At 59.3% G+C, this 18391-nt stretch carries 11 protein-coding genes and 3 rRNA genes (1 of these 14 cut by a window edge); 9 read left to right on the top strand and 5 right to left on the bottom strand.

Features of this window, described 5'->3' with window-relative positions:
* Positions 1-8 precede the first annotated feature (8 nt).
* Positions 9-701, bottom strand: a complete 693-nt coding sequence (gene lapG, locus AC0R79_RS01740) for a cysteine protease LapG (protein ID WP_007960234.1) — start codon at positions 699-701, stop codon at positions 9-11.
* 193 nt (positions 702-894) lie between these two features.
* On the opposite strand from lapG, the gene AC0R79_RS01735 reads away from it, so the two are divergent.
* The 5 genes from AC0R79_RS01735 to AC0R79_RS01715 all read left to right on the top strand — a co-directional run bounded on the left by AC0R79_RS01735 (position 895) and on the right by AC0R79_RS01715 (position 7952).
* Positions 895-1605 (top strand): GntR family transcriptional regulator, encoded by a 711-nt coding sequence (locus AC0R79_RS01735; protein WP_007960233.1) that lies wholly within the window; start codon positions 895-897, stop codon positions 1603-1605.
* 753 nt (positions 1606-2358) lie between these two features.
* Positions 2359-3132 (top strand): DUF3050 domain-containing protein, encoded by a 774-nt coding sequence (locus AC0R79_RS01730; RefSeq protein WP_085684382.1) that lies wholly within the window; start codon positions 2359-2361, stop codon positions 3130-3132.
* Positions 3129-4058 carry a diiron oxygenase gene (locus AC0R79_RS01725; protein WP_085608526.1) on the top strand — a complete coding sequence of 310 codons (930 nt, stop codon included), beginning with the start codon at positions 3129-3131 and terminating at the stop codon, positions 4056-4058. The genes AC0R79_RS01730 and AC0R79_RS01725 overlap by 4 nt, the downstream gene beginning before the upstream one ends.
* Before the next feature lie 13 nt (positions 4059-4071).
* Positions 4072-7461 carry an amino acid adenylation domain-containing protein gene (locus tag AC0R79_RS01720; RefSeq protein WP_474732925.1) on the top strand — a complete coding sequence of 1130 codons (3390 nt, stop codon included), beginning with the start codon at positions 4072-4074 and terminating at the stop codon, positions 7459-7461.
* 23 nt (positions 7462-7484) lie between these two features.
* Positions 7485-7952: an SRPBCC family protein gene (locus tag AC0R79_RS01715; RefSeq protein ID WP_085748542.1), complete on the top strand. Its 468-nt coding sequence runs from the start codon at positions 7485-7487 to the stop codon at positions 7950-7952.
* A 59-nt stretch (positions 7953-8011) separates the two neighbouring features.
* Here AC0R79_RS01715 and AC0R79_RS01710 read toward each other — a convergent pair whose 3' ends face one another.
* A complete protein-coding gene (locus tag AC0R79_RS01710; RefSeq protein WP_474732923.1) occupies positions 8012-9892 on the bottom strand; it encodes a methyl-accepting chemotaxis protein in 1881 nt (626 codons plus the stop codon).
* Between the two features lie 311 nt (positions 9893-10203).
* Here AC0R79_RS01710 and AC0R79_RS01705 point away from each other — a divergent pair, with 311 nt between their 5' ends.
* The 4 genes from AC0R79_RS01705 to AC0R79_RS01690 all read left to right on the top strand — a co-directional run bounded on the left by AC0R79_RS01705 (position 10204) and on the right by AC0R79_RS01690 (position 15548).
* Entirely contained in the window at positions 10204-10704 is a 501-nt protein-coding gene (locus tag AC0R79_RS01705; RefSeq protein WP_474732921.1) for a sigma-70 family RNA polymerase sigma factor, read from the top strand.
* Positions 10704-11705, top strand: a complete 1002-nt coding sequence (locus tag AC0R79_RS01700; protein ID WP_474732919.1) for a FecR domain-containing protein — start codon at positions 10704-10706, stop codon at positions 11703-11705. Before AC0R79_RS01705 ends, AC0R79_RS01700 begins: the two co-directional genes overlap by 1 nt.
* An 87-nt stretch (positions 11706-11792) precedes the next feature.
* Entirely contained in the window at positions 11793-14294 is a 2502-nt protein-coding gene (locus AC0R79_RS01695) for a TonB-dependent siderophore receptor (protein WP_474732917.1), read from the top strand.
* A 75-nt stretch (positions 14295-14369) separates the two neighbouring features.
* A complete protein-coding gene (locus tag AC0R79_RS01690) occupies positions 14370-15548 on the top strand; it encodes a PepSY-associated TM helix domain-containing protein (RefSeq protein ID WP_474732915.1) in 1179 nt (392 codons plus the stop codon).
* Between the two features lie 73 nt (positions 15549-15621).
* Here AC0R79_RS01690 and rrf (AC0R79_RS01685) read toward each other — a convergent pair.
* The 3 genes from rrf (AC0R79_RS01685) to AC0R79_RS01675 form a co-directional block, all read right to left on the bottom strand.
* A 5S ribosomal RNA gene (rrf, locus tag AC0R79_RS01685) occupies positions 15622-15737 on the bottom strand.
* A 106-nt stretch (positions 15738-15843) separates the two neighbouring features.
* A 5S ribosomal RNA gene (gene rrf / locus AC0R79_RS01680) occupies positions 15844-15959 on the bottom strand.
* A 155-nt stretch (positions 15960-16114) separates the two neighbouring features.
* A 23S ribosomal RNA gene (locus AC0R79_RS01675) occupies positions 16115-18391 on the bottom strand (it continues 614 nt past the right edge of the window).

Raw genomic sequence — 18391 nt, 5'->3', positions numbered from 1 at the left:
GCGTGCTCCTAGTTAGTCGTCTCGACCGGAAATCCTTCGGCCTGCATTTTCTTCAACACATCCTGCCAGCGTGACAGGCGTTTGGTGTCACCGACCTTCTTGTTGCCCTTGGCGCCCGGCAGGTACAACCCTTCGGCATTGAAAGAGTAGACCGGCAGCAAATCGGTTCGCTCGGCGGCCGGCTTGATCGGGTCGATCAGGCTGTCGAGCACCAGCGGCATGGCGTCAGGGCTGGAATAGTAAGTCAGGACCATGTGCGCGCGGTTCTGGCGCAGGGCCTTTACGTAGGTGATGCGCAACTTGTCACTGGCCACACCGAGGTGGCGCAGGCTGAAATACTTGGCGATCGCGTAGTCTTCGCAGTCGCCGGCGCCTTTCCACAAGGCTTCGATGGGGGTTTCCCAATAATCGACCTCGTGCCACAGATCGATGTCTTCGACGTAGCGCATCTGTTTGTTGAAAAACAGGTTCACCACTTTGAGCTTTTCCATCTCGCTGACCTGCTTCTGCGTGGCCAGCAGGTTCTGCCAGGCATCGATCCGCTGTTGCCCGGCGCCCAACGGCCCGTACAGTGCCGTGGCCTTGCGGCTGATCGCGGAAAAATCCCAATCGGCATGCAGGCCGCCCAGCATGATGCCGGCCAGCAGCAGCGCGCAGGCAAGCCAGCGCGCAATCCGTGGGATTGCGAAACGTACCGCCAATGCAAGGCATCCAGGGCAGAGAGGAAAGCGCTTGATGGTGAAGGTTAGCCCAGCAAAAAACAATGGCACCCTGAGATCATCGCTGGCGCGCTAAACTTCAGATGTGACAGGGTTCTTCTACACGGTTTGACAACCTGTAGAGCAATCACTAGTGTCCTTTGGATCCAAATCCGCAGTCATAGGGTGTGCAGTTGTGACCCAGAAGCCCAAGCCACTCCACAGCATCAAAGTCGAAGGCCCGATTCCCGCGCATCTGGCGCGCTCGGTCATCGAAGAAACCCTGCGCGCGGCGATTCTCGACGGGCGCCTGCCCTGCGGCACCGCCGTGCGCCAGCAGGATCTGGCCGACCTGTTCGGTGTCAGCCGCATGCCGGTGCGCGAAGCCTTGCGTCAGCTCGAGGCCCAGGGCCTGCTCAACGTGATTGCGCACAAGGGCGCCGTGGTGGCGCCGCTGATCCAGGGCGATGCAACGGAAACCTACGAACTGCGCATCCTGCTGGAGTCCGAAGCACTGCGCCAGTCGATCCCGCTGCTGACCCCGGCCGATCACGAACGCGCGGCCGGCTACATCGAAGAGCTGGAAATCGAACACGACTACACCGAGATCGGCCGGCTCAACCGTCTGTTTCACATGGCGCTCTACAGCAAGGCGCCCAATGGCCGGCTGTTGCGGCTGGTGGAAGACGGCCTGAATGAAGAAGAACGCTTCCTGCGCTTCAACCTCGAGGCCATGGGCCTGGGCAAACTCTCCCAGGACGATCACCGTGCGTTGTTGCAGGCCGTTAAAGAGCGTGACACCCCGCACGCCGTGACACTGCTGGAGCAGCACCTCAATCGCGGTGTCGAAGTGATCACCCGTTACCTCGCCAGTTCCGCCGGCCAAAGCCGCAAAGCGGCGCGCTGAATCTCTCTCCCGGGTGAGCTACCACTCACCCGGCGAATAACCCGCTTACAAATCCCCCCACCGGTCACGGTCATTTGCCGTGGCACATCGACGCCTGCGCTCTAACCTCCCCCTGCTTTGAACAGCCCGGAATTTGCACCGCAAGGAAGTCATTTTCGACGATAGCCGCGGCGCCGATTTACGCGCACCCTTGAAACGCCAACCCAATATAGAACGGGGACGCGCCGCCCCGGCAGCAGTCCCCGCACCAGGAACCTACGGAAGGAGCCTTGTCACGGGAACAGGAAGAAACGGCGCCGTTACAGCCCGACTTCATCCCCTCATATTCATTCAATTACTCAATTTGAAAGTTGCTTCGAGTGAGGCATTCACTCTTGTCGTTCAATTTTGGCCATTAAACGCCGAAAGGAGCAACTACGCCCAAATAAAACTTAACTTATAAGTTTTATCAGGCCCACTCATACTTCAAAAACAGCCAACTAAAAATAATTAAAAATAAACTTGTTAAGTTGTTTTGCGATGTATTAGTTTTTCTTCGCCGAGTTTGGATCCGAAATGACAAACCCGGCACAACCTTGCAGTACGGTCTCGATTGCGACGGCTTGACCGTCCGCTGCTGTCTCGGGCCCTTCAGACATTGCCTGCTTTCATCGAAACCGAATGAGGCTGTCGTTCGCCTGGAGAAACTTGTTCAGCGTTATTAGCGATTGATTGAGCAATCCCTACTTCCCTATTAGCCAGAGTCTCGCAACCATGCCAACTAAAGAGCAACTTACACTAAAGAAAGCCGAACTCAGCGTTCATCCGATCTTCTCCGAAATCGATTCTTTGGCGACATTGCGCCGTTTCATGGAGTCCCATGTATTTGCCGTCTGGGACTTCATGTCGCTGACCAAGCGCCTGCAGCAGGAACTGACTTGCACGCGTCTGCCGTGGTTGCCGCCACGGGATCCGCACGCGGCACGACTGATCAACGAAATCGTGCTCGGGGAAGAATCGGACGACCGGCTGTCACACGGGCATTACAGTCACTTCGAACTGTACCTCGATGCGATGCGCGAAGTCGGTGCGGACACGACAGCGGTGGAGCGCTTCGTGACGCTGCAGCAGGAAGGCGTGAGTTACGACGTCGCCCTGCAAAGCGTCGAGGTCGATCCGGCGGCTGCGCGGTTCGTCCGCGACACTTTGCACACCGCACTGCATGCACCCGGTCACAGCGTTGCCGCCGCCTTCCTGCATGGTCGCGAGAGCGTGATCCCGACCATGTTCCAGCGCATGCTCGATGCCTGGGGCATTGGCGTCGAGCAGGCGCCGACCTTCCGTTACTACCTGGAGCGACACATCGAGGTCGACTCCGAAGACCACGGCCCCGCCGCAGAACAACTGCTGGACCGGCTGGTCGATGGCGATCCGCAGCGCGAAGCCGAGGTCTACGCCAGCGCCATCGCCGCCGTGGAAAGCCGCATCGCCCTGTGGGACGGCCTGCGCCTGAGCATGCGCGAACCACTGGCGGAGGTGGCCCAATGAACGCCGCCGACTACCAGTCTTTCGCCGATGCCTGGGAAAGCCGCGCGACCATCCGCACCCGGCCACGCCGCGTGCTGGAGGACGATGCGCGGCTGATCTATCCGCTCAGCCGCCAGCCGTTGGTGCTCAGCGAAACCTTCCTGCGCGAATGCCCGGAACAGCGTGATTTCGCCCTGGTGCAGACGCTGTACAAATTCATCAACGACGTGGTGATTTTCGAAACCGAGATCGTCGACAAGACCGCGCGCAGCATCGCCAAGAACCGCTTCGCCGTGGCCTTCCCGTTCGCCTGTCGCTACGACGCCATGACCGTGGTCGTGGACGAGGATTACCACGCGCTGGTGGCGATGGATTTCATGCAACAAACGGTGGCCATGACCGGCATCGAGCCGATCGAGCTGCCGAATGAAATCGAACTGAGCCGGGCGATTCCGGCCGCCGTCGAACTGGCCCCGCAACACTTGCGCAGCGCCGTGGAACTGATCTGCGTAGCCATCGCCGAAAACACCGTGACCGGCGATGTCGCAGCGTTCGCCCGGGACGACACGGTCAAACCGTCGATCAAGGGCCTGATGGCCGACCACTTGCTCGACGAAGGCCGGCACTCGAGTTTCTGGGCGCGGATGGTGCGCATCTACTGGCACACCGCGAGCGACGCGGATCGCGAATGCATCGCGCAGATCCTGCCGGTGTTCATCGGCCATTACCTGACCAACGACATCCAGAAGTCCTTCGACCTGCGCCTGATCGACGCCCTGCCAGTCAACGAGGCAACCCGCCGCGCACTGAAAGACGAGATGGCCGGGCTCGCCTTCCCGATCAATCGCCACCACCCGCTGGTGGGCAACATCGTGCGGTTTTTCCACAACAGTTCGCTGCTCGACACACCGTGCGTGCAGCACGCCCTGCGCGACTACCTGGTTTGACAAGGAGGCTGACATGAGACGTCTCGACATTTTTCTGAGGGGCCGCAGCCAAGCCTTGACCGACCTGGCGCAGGAGCTCGAACAACACGGTCATTCATTGCTGACAGGGACTGCTCCGTCGGTGGATCTGGTGATCGATGACGGCAGTCTTGCGCCGCAGGATCACGGCGTGACACCGCACCTGACTTTACGCCTGGGTATCGGTGCAACGGGCGCCGGCGGTTTGCCGGTGCTTGATCTGCTGTGCCTGTGCAACTCGACGCTGCTGAGCCGCGTGCCCATCGCCGACGAACCGTCCGGCAACGGTCAGGCCCTGCGCCAGCGAACACTGGCGCAGGTGGTGGACGAGGTGGCGCTGCTGGTCAGCCGCTTTTCCCGCGATGCCGAGTATTTCCAGCATGCGACGACGGCCCGTGCGCCGGACTTCGAGCAGGTGGAAAACCTGCTGTTCCTCGACAGCCTGGCCTACGTCCATCGCCTCAATGCCACGGCCCATCCGGCATTACTGCAACAAGCGCAGATCCCGGTGATCGAGCGGCTGCAACAAAGCCTGATCGAGCACGCTGAACGCCCGGCGCTGCACCTCGCCGAGCAGTCGATCAGCTATCGCCAGCTGCATGATCACAGCCGTGCAATCCAGCAACGCTTGCTGGCAATGCTGGAGGCACAACCACAACCGTGGGTGGTGGGGATTTGCCTGCCGAAATGCGATGCGCTGTTTGCTTCGATTCTGGCCATTCTCGGCAGCGGCGCGGTGTATCTGCCGCTGGAGCCGAGCCATCCGCTTCAGCGCCAGCAGTACATTCTGGAAAACGCCGGAGCGGTGCTGTTGCTGCACGACGGCGAACATCCGCTGAGCGGTTCGATGCCGGGGCTGGATGTCTGTCGCATCGACCGCACCGACACCGATCTGTCGCGACCGTTGATGCGCCAGCGACCGTCGCTCGACTCGCCATGCATGGCGCTCTACACCTCGGGCACCACCGGGCATCCGAAGGGTGTGCTGCTGAGTCAGGCGAACCTCGCGCACTTCACCGCGTGGTACGCCGATTACGTGCAGTTGCGGGCTGAGAGTCGGGTGTTGCAGTTCTCGTCGCTGAGTTTCGACTCGTCGCTGATCGACATTTTCCCGAGCCTGCTCGAAGGCGCGGAACTGGTGGTGCCCGATGACAACCAGCGCCGCGACCCACTGCAACTGGTGGCGCTGATCCGCCGTCGGCAACTGACCCACGCGTTCCTGCCGCCGGCGCTGTTGAGCATCCTGCCGCTGGAGCAACTGCAAAGCGTCGGGCAAATCATGACCGGCGGTGATGTCTGCGAGCCGTTCGTGATCGAACAACTGACGCGCCAGGGCAAGCTGCACAATCTCTACGGTCCGACCGAAGCCACGGTGCTGATCACCGCGCGGCAACTGCAACCGGGCGACAGCAATCGCACACTCGGCGGGCCGATTGCCAACAGTCAGGTACTGATCCTCGATGACGATCTGCAACCGGTGCCGGAGCAAACGGTGGGCGAGCTGTTCATCGTCGGCCCCGGCGTGTGCCTGGGTTACCTGAACAATCCACAGCAGACATCGGAGCGCTATCTGGATCTGGAGTTGCCGGACGGTCAGCGTCTGCGCGCCTACCGCAGCGGCGACATGGCCAAGTGGGGCGAGGACGGCATCGAGCTGTGCGGGCGCCGCGACAATCAGGTGAAGATTCGCGGCTTCCGGGTCGAACCGGAAGAGATCGAACGGTGCCTGCGCGAGAGTCAGCTGTATCGGCAGATCGCCGTGGTGATCGACAGTCAGCGGCGGATTCTGGCGTTCCTTGCCCAGCCGCAATCGGATGCCGCGCGCGAGTCGTTGAAAGCTCACGCACAGCAGTTTTTGCCCGACTACATGCAACCGGTGGCGTGGACGGAATTGCCGAACATGCCGTTCGCCGCCAATGGCAAAATCGATCGAAAAGCCTTGCTGGAACTGCCGGTCAGCGTGCAGGACAGCGGCCCGAAATGCCTGCCGGCCAACGCCGACGAAGCGCTGCTGCTGGAAATCTGGGGCGAGTTGCTGGAGCTGCCGACCAGCGACATTTCCACCGACGAAAGCTTCTTCAATCTCGGCGGTCACTCGATTCTGCTGTCGCGCATGCTCCTGCGTCTGCGGGAGGAGTTCGGTCGCAGCATTTCGATCAACCGCTTCATCGAACTGCCGACCATCAGCAAGCTCGCCACCCTGGTACGCGGCACCGATGACAGTGCGGTGCTCAGCGCCCAGGCGATGGCCGACGCCGAGCGAGCGCTGGACATCGAGCCGTTGCCGATCAGCCGCATGGGCGATGTGCACAAGGTGATCGTCACCGGTGCCAACAGTTTTGTCGGCGTGCACATCGTCGAGGCGCTGCTGGGATGGGGCGCCAGCGAAGTGGCGTGTCTGGTGCGTGACGGCGGCGGGCAAACGGCGGCGCAGCGCTTTGCCCAGTCGTTGCGAGAGAACCGCCTGGAACATCTGGATCTGAGCCGGGTGCGGGTCTATTCGGCGGACATCACCCGGCCGCAACTGGGCCTCGCCGATGACGACTTCGAGCGACTGGATCGCGAGTTCGGCGCGCTGGTGCACAACGCGGCCAACGTCAATCACGTGCTCGATTACGAGTCGCTGGCGGCGGACAACGTCGAGCCGATTTTCGAACTGCTTCGACTGTGCGAAGGGCGCAGCAAGAAGGTGTTCAATTTCGTCTCGACACTGTCGGCCTCCAGCACCGTCGACGACGCAGGCCGGGTGCTGGAACTGCCCGCCGCACCGACGCCGCCGATCTACATCCGCAACGGCTACAACCTGTCGAAATGGGTCGGCGAGCGCATCCTCGAACGGGCGCGGGAGCGTGGGGTGCGGGTCAATCTGTATCGGCCCGGCAACATCAGTTTCAACAGCCTCAGCGGCGTCTGTCAGCCGCACAAGAACCGTTTGATGCTGATGCTCAAGGGCTCGATCCAGCTCGGTCAGGTGCCGGCCTTCGCGCTGAATTTCGACCTGATGCCGGTGGATTTCCTCGCCCGTTTCATCGCGTTCCATGCCAGCCGTTATTCGGCCGAACGGGCGGTGTTCAACCTGCATAACCCGAAGCCCCTGAGCTGGGATGCCTACGTCGCGTCGTTCCGCGAAACCGGCAGCGAGTTTTCGCTGGTCAGCGTCGCCGACTGGCAACAGCAACTGGGCCGGGTCGATGCCGACAACGCGCTGTTCGGCGTGCTCGGTTTCTACCTCAACGGTTTCGAGGAAGACATCGGCGACATCTCCCTGATCGGCCACGCCAACGCCCAGGCCGGCGTGCAGCAGATGGGCGCGCACTACCCGGAAAAATCCCCGGCGCTGCTGCGTCGCGGCTGCGACTACCTGAAAGAAATCAACTTCATCTGACTCATCAACCAAGGAGCAACACCATGAGCAATCTTCAACCCGACACCCTGATCAAAAACCCTCACGGCTGCCACGTCGTGTCTTCGGTGGAAGTGCCGGTGGACGCCAAGCAAGTGTGGGCAGTAGTGGGCAAATTCGACGGCTTCGACCGTTTCATTCCCGCCCTGTCGCACATCGAAATGACCGGCGAGGGCGTGTCGTCGCTGCGCAAGAAGTTCTTCAAGGATGGCAACGTGGTGGTCGAGCAACTCAACTCCCGGGACGACCAGGCGCTGAGCATGACCTGGACCACGATCTACAACACCCTGGGCGTGGCCAATCTGTGGGCGGCGATGAATGTGGAGTCGCTGGGCGCAGGCAAGTCGCGGGCGACCTGGACGATCATTGCCGAGCCGGCCAGCGGCGGCCCCGAGGCGCTGCCGGGGTTCAAGGATTTCGTGCAGGGGTTTGCCGATGATGCGATGGGCAATGTGCTGAAGCTGTTTGTGTAAGGCATGAAAAAGCCCGCTGCGGATCACTCCGCAGCGGGCTGTTTTTTGACCGCAAGCGATCAGATCTTGAAGCTGTCGACCAGTTGCTTCAAACGGTTGGCCTGCTGCGACAACGCATCGCAATCCTTCAACGTTTCATTGAGGTTGGCCACGCTCTGCTGGTTCAGCAGGTTGATCTGGTTGACGTCGACGTTGAGGGTTTCCACCACCGCAGTCTGCTCTTCGGTAGCCGCTGCCACCGACTGGTTCATGCCGTCGATTTCGCCGATGCGCTGGGTCACGCTGACCAGACGCAGACCGGCCTGGTTCGCCACTTCAACGCTCTCTTCGCTCGACGCCTGACTGGCGTTCATGGTGGTCACCGCTTCACGGGAACCGACCTGCAGCGAGGTGATCATCTTGTGGATTTCTTCCGCCGATTCCTGGGTGCGGTGAGCGAGGTTACGTACCTCGTCCGCCACCACCGCAAAACCGCGACCGGCTTCACCGGCACGGGCCGCTTCGATGGCCGCGTTGAGCGCCAGCAGGTTGGTCTGCTGGGAGATGCCTTTGATCACATCGAGAATGTGGCCGATGTTGTCGGTGCTCGCATTCAGGGTTTCGATCTGGGTGCACGACAGGCTGATCTTCTGCGACAGCTCGGTCATGGCCTGAATCGTTTGCTCGACCACCTGACGACCGTCATCGGCCTGCTCGCTCGCGCCGCTGGCGTGTTGCGAAGCATCGGCCGCGTTACGGGCGATTTCCTGGGTGGCGGCACCCAGTTGATTGATCGCGGCAGCCACACTGTTGGTGCGTGCGCTTTGCTCGTCGGAGCCGATGATCGAGGCGTTGGACGATGCCATCACCCGTTGCGACAGGTCGTGTACGTGGCGAGTCGCGGAAGACACTTCGGAAATGGACGCGTGAATCCGCTCCACGAACTGGTTGAACGAACTGCCCAGCTCACCGAACTCGTCCTTGCTTTCCACTACCAGGCGGCGAGTCAGGTCACCTTCACCCTGGGCGATGTCCTGCATCGCGCGGCCCATGGTGATCAGCGGACGCATCAGGACGGTGATCAGCAGGCTCAGGAAGACTGCAATCGCGCCCACCGCGACGAACATCGCAATCACTGCCGAGGTACGGAACTGGCTGAGTGCGGCGTAGGCCTTGTCGCGGTCGATCGACAGACCGATGTACCACTCGGCATTCGGCAGACCCGCGACCGGGGTGAACGACAGGATGCGTTCCTGGCCGTTGAGCACTACGTTCTGGTTGCCCTTCTCGATGCGCACACCGGCGTTCGGGTAAATGTCCTTGAGGTTCTTCATCACCTGATCTTTGTCCGGGCTGACGATCACCTGACCGTCACCGCTGACCAGGAACGCGTGGCCCAGGCCACCGAAGTCCACCGAGTTGATGATATTCACCAGGGTTTCCAGGCTCAGGTCACCGCCCACGACGCCGAGCAGCTCGCCGTTCTTTTTCACCGGCATGGCGATGGTCACCACCAGACCGCCGACGGCGGCCATGTATGGCGGGGTCAGCATGGTCTGGTCAGCGGCCACGGCTTGCTTGTACCAAGGGCGCTGACGCGGGTCGTAGCCGTCCGGCATCTTCGCGTCAGGACGCTGGGTGAACACGCCGTTGGCCTGGCCGACGTAGGTGAACTGGAAGTTCGAGGTGAAGGCCGGTTGATCGACCAGGCCCGGGAAGTCGGCGTTCTTGCCTTGATGGGCGACGTTCTGCGCGAGGTTTTCCAGCACCAGAATCCGCCCGCTCATCCAGTTCTGCACACTGCTGGCGGTCAGGTCGCCGGCCTGCTGGACGGAGGACTGGAGGTTCTGGCGAATGGTGTTTCGCTGCAGATAGTCGTTGTACAAAGTGAACAGCGCGAACGCCAGGACCACGACGCCCGAGGCGGCCAACAGGATTTTATGGCTGAACTTGAGATTCATTTCATGGGACTTCTTATGCCAAAAGTGGGGATGCGTTCCGGATGCAACATTCCATGTACAGCGCAGGCAGCGTTCTGATGGCTGCTCTACTTTGGTGCACGCATGTCTCACCAGTCTGTCGGCACGCTTCGGAGAAAACTTAGGGCTTTGCAGGAAATGGACGGCATTTCTGCCAGATTCCCGCCGAACGGCGTGCCAGAGCGCTCGCCTGTCATTTTTTGATGACTGTTTTGCAGCGCCGGTTGCAAATTCTGTAACCCTTGATGACAATGCGACTAATTATCATTTGTGACGTTCGGGCTGTCGCGTTCATGTCCTCACCTGAGTTTGCAGTACAGGCGCTTTACAGTAGTCATCACGGCTGGCTCAACGGCTGGTTGCGCGCGCGGCTGGGCAATGCCGCCGATGCGGCGGATCTGGCTCAGGACACCTTCGTGCGCCTGTTGCAACGCACCGAGCGTCTGGAGCTCAAGGCACCTCGCGCATTCTTGCGCACGGTTGCTCGGGGTTTGGTGATCGATCATTGGCGTCGTGAAGAAATTGAACGCGCCTGTCTGGAAACCATCGCCCATTTGCCCGAAGCCGAAACCCCGAGTGCCGAATCCCGCGCATTGGTGATCGAACTGCTCGAAAGCATTGCCCGCATGCTTGAAGGCTTGAAGCCGAAAGTCCGTCAGGCGTTTCTGCTGGCGCAGTGCGAAGGTTTGACCCACAAGCAGATCGCCGAGCAGATGGGCCTGTCCCTGCGCTCGGTAGAACGCTACGTCGCCGATGCCCTATTTCACTGCTACGTGCTGCGGTACGAAAACTGATGCCGGTGGATAACCTCTCGCTTGGCCGACGCGCCGAGCCACCGCAACAGGTCGTCCGCCAGGCCATTCACTGGCTCCTGCGCCTGCGCAACAACCATGGCAACCCGCGCCTGAATCGCCAGTGCGAACAATGGCGCGCCGAACACCATGATCACGAACTGGCCTGGCAACGGGTGCAGTCTCTGCAAGCCGAACTGACCCACAATCTGCGCGCCGTGCCCGGTGCGCAGGTGGCGTTCAACACGCTGGAAAACAGTGCCCAGGGGTTGGGTCGACGTCAGGCGTTGAAGCTGTTGTCCGGCGCGCTGCTGATGGGCTCGGCGGGATGGTTGGCCAAAGACACTTCCGCCTGGCAACAGTGGAGCGCCGACTACGCCACCGCCACCGGCGAGCGCCGTGGTTTCCAGTTGCCGGACGGCACGCGGATCGAACTCAACACCGCCAGCAGCGTGGATCTCGATTACACCGCGCAACAACGGCTGATCAAGCTGACCCGTGGCGAAATCATCGTCACCTGTGGCGGTGCCGATGAAGGTGCGTCGTTTGACCGACCACTGCGGGTTCAGAGTCGTCATGGCAGTTACGAGCCGTTCAAGGCGCGATTCATTCTGCGCCAGGAAGATGGATGCACGCGCCTGAGCGTCACCAGTGGCCGGGTCGCGATTCACTCCGCCGGCAACTCGACAGAGGCCATCGCCGGTCAGAGCTATCTGATCGATCACCATCAAGTTCGCCCGGCGCCACCGTTGGACATGGACGCCGGTGCCTGGGTCGACGGGCTGATCGTGACCCGCAACATGCGGCTGGGCGACTTCCTCAGCGAAGTCGGCCGGTATCGACAGGGCTTTCTGAAATGTGCGTCGGACATTGCGGATTTGCGCCTGTCCGGCGTGTTCCGTCTTGAGGACACCGACAAGCTGCTGGCGATCCTGCCGCAGACCCTGCCGGTGCAATTGCGCTACCGCACCCGATGGTGGGTGACGCTGGAGTCTGTGGCCTGAAATTATTTTGGCGGGTTTTCGTGGCAAGTCCGGCTTAGTCAGTAAGCACTTCAACTCAGCCTTCGCGACTGCCTACGGAAACCTACAATGACTGCGCGCGTTACGTGTAAGAACCCTCTGAATTTCTCTGCCGAATCGGGCCTGTTGCGTCACGCCGTTCGGGCGGCGCTGTTCTCTACTGCACTGGGCGTTGGCGTGTTGCCGAGCCTGAGCATGGCGGCCAATGCCAGCGAGGTCAGCAGCCACCGCTACAACATCGCCGCCGGACCGCTGGGCGATGCGCTCAACCAGTTCGCGCGCCAGGCGGGCATCACGTTGTCGATGACGCCGCAGCAAACCCAGGGCCGGCAGTCACCGGGTGTACAGGGTGAGTATTCGACCGATCAGGCGCTGAGTCATCTGCTCGGCGGTTCGGGTCTGGAGGCGGTCAGCCAGGACGGCAGCAGCTATGTGTTGCGCTCGGTCGCGGAAACCGAAGCACTGGCTCTGCCAACCACGGACATCAAAGGCTTCGCCCTCGGCAACGCGCTGGGCAGCATGGACGGCTACAACGCGACGCACAGCCAGATCGCCACCAAGACCAGTACCGCGCTGCTGGAAACTTCGCAAAGCGTGTCCGTGGTTACCCGTGAGCAAATGGACGACCAGGGCTCGCAAACCGTGTCCCAGGCCATGCGTTACACCCCCGGCGTGCTGACCAATCCTTACGGCGCCACGCACCGTTACGACTACGTGGCAATGCGCGGCTTCAACGATGGCTCGGTGGACAACATCTACCTCGACGGCCTCAAGTCGATGGGCGACAGCGGCACCTACAGCACGATGCAGGTCGATCCGTATTTCCTCGAGCGTGTCGATATTCTGAAGGGCCCGTCGTCGGTGCTCTACGGCCGCAGCTCGCCGGGCGGTCTGGTGGCGCTGACCAGCAAGAAGCCGCTGTACGAGGCCTATCACCAGGTTCAGGCCACGGTCGGTACTCAGGGCCAGCGCGGTGTCGGTTTTGACTTCAGCGGACCGGTCGATGACGACAAGCGTATCGCCTATCGTCTGATCGGTTTGACGGATCAGTCCGACACGCAATTCGACCACAACAAGGAAAAACGCTTCGCTCTCGCGCCAACTGTCAGCATCGATTTCAACGAAAATACTTCGCTGACCCTGCAGGCGTATCTGCAGCATGACCCGGATGGCGGCTACCACGGTGGCGTGCCGGCCGACGGCACGATTCATCAGCGCAACGGCAATCGCATCTCGCCGCATTTCTTCGAAGGCGAGCCGGGCATCGATGGTTACTCCCGTGATCAGCAGTCGTTCGGTTACCAGTTCGAACACCGCTTCAACGACGTCTTCACCGCGCGGCAGAACTTCCGCTACCTTGATTCCAAAGTGAACATGGATCAGGTGTACGCCTATGGCTGGACGTCGCCGACCAGCAACGAACTGAATCGCTACTACACCGGCGGTGACGAGCGTCTGCACGCATTCATCGTCGACAACATGCTCCAGGCTGAATTCTTCACCGGCGCGACCAAGCACACGGTGCTGATGGGAGCGGATTATCAGCGGCGCAAAACCGTGGTCGACTGGACCAGTGGCGGCCTGGCGCCGATCAATGCGTTCAACCCGGTGTATGGCAATTCCGCTATTACGCCGTACGGCGAGACCAGCTATCTGCGGCGCCTGGAGCAGACCGGCGTTTACCTGCAAGACCTGATCGAGATGGACAAGTGGCGCTTCTCGCTGGGGCTGCGCCAGGACTGGGTGGAAACCTCCGACGAAAACCGTATCGCCGAAGCTAACCGTCCGGTCGGTACCGAGATCAACGATCGACGCACCAAGCTCACCGGCCGTGCCGGCGCGCTGTATTTGTTCGATAACGGCCTTGCGCCGTACGTCAGCTATTCCGAGTCGTTCAACCCGAATTCCTACGCGGACAGCGCCGGCAATCCGCTCGCACCGACCGATGGAACGCAGTGGGAAATGGGCCTGAAGTATCAGCCGCCAGGTACCGACAATCTGTTCACCGCCTCGTTGTTCCGCATCGATCAGGAGAACCTGGCAACCAAACTGCCGCAGGAAAACTTCTATCGCGCTGTAGGCGCTGTCCGCTCTCAGGGTCTGGAACTGGAAGCGCACATGCAGTTGACCGACAATCTCAAAGTCCTCGGCAGCTACACCTTCACCGACATTGAATACTCGAAGTCGATGATCAGCACCTTGAGCACACCGACCAATGTGATCGAGAACAAAGGCAACTCGCCAACTCAGGCACCGCGACATATGGCGTCCTTGTGGGCCGACTATAAGTTCGACAGCGCGGCACTCGACGGGCTGCGATTGGGCGGAGGTGTGCGGTATGTCGGCTATAGCTGGGCGGATGCAGAGAACACCATGAAGGTGCCGTCCTACACATTGTTCGACGCATCGATTGGCTATGACCTCGGCAAGGTCGGTCTGAAGGGTGTCGACGTACGCCTGAATGCGAACAATCTGACCAACGAATCCTACGTAGCCTCCTGCGCCAGTCTGGACTTCTGCTACATGGGCGAAGAGCGCAACGTCGCCGCCACGGTCAGTTACCAGTTCTAAGCCTTTGTCTTGTGCATAAAAAAGCCAGCCCCTGATTTCAGGGGCTGGCTTTGTCGTATCTGTGAGGGAGTTTTCATGCGTTCGTTTCTGGTTTTATTGCACCGGTATATCGGGTTGGCCACGGCGGTTTTTCTGCTGCTGGCCGGGATCACGGGGAGCATTCTGGCGTTCAACCATGAGCTGGATGAGTGGTTGAATCCGGAGTTTTACGCGGCGTCGGCCGAGGGGGAGCGTCTGCCGCCAGGTGAGCTGGTTGATGCGGTGCAATCGGCCCATCCGAAGCTGCAGGTCTGGTACATGGAGTACCCGAATGAGGCAGGCCACACGGCATTGCTGGCGGCGGTTCCGCGGAATGATCCGGCGACGGGCGAACCGTTTAAAGAACGCAATGAAGTGTTCTACCTCGACCCGGTCAGTGGCGAGCAGAAAGGCCAGCGTTACTGGGGCGAGTGCTGTTTCCAGCGTGAGAACTTCGTTCCATTCATTCTCGAGTTTCACTACAACCTGACACTGCCCGGTAACTGGGGTTTGCTGTTGATGGGGTTGGTGGCCATCGCCTGGGTAATCGATTGCTTCATCGCCCTCTGGCTGACGCTACCGCGGGGTAAACCGTTCTGGAAGAAGTGGTCGAACGCCTGGAAGATCAAGGGCGGGCATGCCTATCGACTCAACTTTGATCTGCACCGGGCGGGGGGCTTGTGGCTGTGGTTGTTGTTGCTGCCGATAGCCGTCAGCAGCGTGGCGATGAACCTGCCGAGTCAGGTCTTCAAGCCTGCGGTGTCGTTGTTTTCTCCGATTGAACCGAGCGTGTATGAAGCCCGAGGGCGAATGCCTGCCGAAGAGCTGGGGATCACTCGATTGAGTTATCAACAGGCATACGAGAGAGCACAGCAGGAGGGGAAAAGGTTGGGGCTGACAGCGGCGATCGGCGAGTTGTATTACAGCTTTGAGTACAACTTCTACGGTGCGGGGTTTGGGCAGCATGACACCGAGGCCCACGGCAAATCCTGGTTGTTCTTCCACGGTACTGACGGGCGATTACTGGGGCAGGAGATCGCAGGAGAAGGGACGTTGGGAGAGCGGTTTTATCGGTTGCAGTTGCCGATACACGGGGGACGGATCATAGGCTTCACCGGACAAGTGATGATCGCGGTATTGGGTGTTCTGATTGCGGGGTTGTCGGGGACTGGCGTCTACATCTGGTGGCGCAAATGGCAGGCTCGTCGGAGCAGCAAGGTACGCAGAGCGGTTTGAAAATCGGATTTTTGTGGGTACTGAAACGACAAAACCCCTGTCTGCGTTAGCAGACAGGGGTTTCGGAATTCAATCTTGACGATGACCTACTCTCACATGGGGAAACCCCACACTACCATCGGCGATGCATCGTTTCACTTCTGAGTTCGGGATGGGATCAGGTGGTTCCAACGCTCTATGGTCGTCAAGAAATTCTGTGACCAGCCCGTTACCGCAGTAACGTTCCGGCAAAAATCGGTGACTTCTACTAAAACAAAACCCCAACTGCTTTCGCAATTGGGGTTTCGGAATTTAATCTTGACGATGACCTACTCTCACATGGGGAAACCCCACACTACCATCGGCGATGCATCGTTTCACTTCTGAGTTCGGGATGGGATCAGGTGGTTCCAACGCTCTATGGTCGTCAAGAAATTCGGGTACTGAGTCGTGACCAGATGGCCTCGCTTCAGCAAATTGGGTATGTGACAGCTAGGTGTTTTGTGAGCGTCGAACTTTCGGTTCATTTTCGTCTTCACACACCGCAATCTGGTCTCTTTCGAGTCTACAGATTGCTTGGGTGTTATATGGTCAAGCCTCACGGGCAATTAGTATTGGTTAGCTCAACGCCTCACAGCGCTTACACACCCAACCTATCAACGTCGTAGTCTTCGACGGCCCTTCAGGGAACTCAAGGTTCCAGTGAGATCTCATCTTGAGGCAAGTTTCCCGCTTAGATGCTTTCAGCGGTTATCTTTCCCGAACATAGCTACCCGGCAATGCCACTGGCGTGACAACCGGAACACCAGAGGTTCGTCCACTCCGGTCCTCTCGTACTAGGAGCAGCCCCTCTCAAATCTCAAACGTCCACGGCAGATAGGGACCGAACTGTCTCACGACGTTCTAAACCCAGCTCGCGTACCACTTTAAATGGCGAACAGCCATACCCTTGGGACCGGCTTCAGCCCCAGGATGTGATGAGCCGACATCGAGGTGCCAAACACCGCCGTCGATATGAACTCTTGGGCGGTATCAGCCTGTTATCCCCGGAGTACCTTTTATCCGTTGAGCGATGGCCCTTCCATACAGAACCACCGGATCACTAAGACCTACTTTCGTACCTGCTCGACGTGTCTGTCTCGCAGTCAAGCGCGCTTTTGCCTTTATACTCTACGACCGATTTCCGACCGGTCTGAGCGCACCTTCGTACTCCTCCGTTACTCTTTAGGAGGAGACCGCCCCAGTCAAACTACCCACCATACACTGTCCTCGATCCGGATAACGGACCTGAGTTAGAACCTCAAAGTTGCCAGGGTGGTATTTCAAGGATGGCTCCACGCGAACTGGCGTCCACGCTTCAAAGCCTCCCACCTATCCTACACAAGCAAATTCAAAGTCCAGTGCAAAGCTATAGTAAAGGTTCACGGGGTCTTTCCGTCTAGCCGCGGATACACTGCATCTTCACAGCGATTTCAATTTCACTGAGTCTCGGGTGGAGACAGCGCCGCCATCGTTACGCCATTCGTGCAGGTCGGAACTTACCCGACAAGGAATTTCGCTACCTTAGGACCGTTATAGTTACGGCCGCCGTTTACCGGGGCTTCGATCAAGAGCTTCGCGTTAGCTAACCCCATCAATTAACCTTCCGGCACCGGGCAGGCGTCACACCCTATACGTCCACTTTCGTGTTTGCAGAGTGCTGTGTTTTTAATAAACAGTCGCAGCGGCCTGGTATCTTCGACCGGCGTGGGCTTACGCAGCAAGTGCTTCACCCTCACCGGCGCACCTTCTCCCGAAGTTACGGTGCCATTTTGCCTAGTTCCTTCACCCGAGTTCTCTCAAGCGCCTTGGTATTCTCTACCCAACCACCTGTGTCGGTTTGGGGTACGGTTCCTGGTTATCTGAAGCTTAGAAGCTTTTCTTGGAAGCATGGCATCAACCACTTCGTCGCCTAAAGGCAACTCGTCATCAGCTCTCGGCCTTAAGATCCCGGATTTACCTAAGATCTCAGCCTACCACCTTAAACTTGGACAACCAACGCCAAGCTGGCCTAGCCTTCTCCGTCCCTCCATCGCAATAACCAGAAGTACAGGAATATTAACCTGTTTTCCATCGACTACGCTTTTCAGCCTCGCCTTAGGGACCGACTAACCCTGCGTCGATTAACGTTGCGCAGGAAACCTTGGTCTTTCGGCGTGGGTGTTTTTCACACCCATTGTCGTTACTCATGTCAGCATTCGCACTTCTGATACCTCCAGCAAGCTTCTCAACTCACCTTCACAGGCTTACAGAACGCTCCTCTACCGCATCACTTACGTGATACCCGTAGCTTCGGTGTATGGTTTGAGCCCCGTTACATCTTCCGCGCAGGCCGACTCGACTAGTGAGCTATTACGCTTTCTTTAAAGGGTGGCTGCTTCTAAGCCAACCTCCTAGCTGTCTAAGCCTTCCCACATCGTTTCCCACTTAACCATAACTTTGGGACCTTAGCTGACGGTCTGGGTTGTTTCCCTTTTCACGACGGACGTTAGCACCCGCCGTGTGTCTCCCATGCTCGGCACTTGTAGGTATTCGGAGTTTGCATCGGTTTGGTAAGTCGGGATGACCCCCTAGCCGAAACAGTGCTCTACCCCCTACAGTGATACATGAGGCGCTACCTAAATAGCTTTCGAGGAGAACCAGCTATCTCCGAGCTTGATTAGCCTTTCACTCCGATCCACAGGTCATCCGCTAACTTTTCAACGGTAGTCGGTTCGGTCCTCCAGTCAGTGTTACCTAACCTTCAACCTGCCCATGGATAGATCGCCCGGTTTCGGGTCTATTCCCAGCGACTAGACGCCCTATTAAGACTCGCTTTCGCTACG

Source organism: Pseudomonas sp. HD57-3, assembly GCF_056113135.1.
The sequence above is the reverse complement of the archived record's forward strand: the minus strand, read 5'-3'. Positions and strand labels throughout refer to the sequence as shown.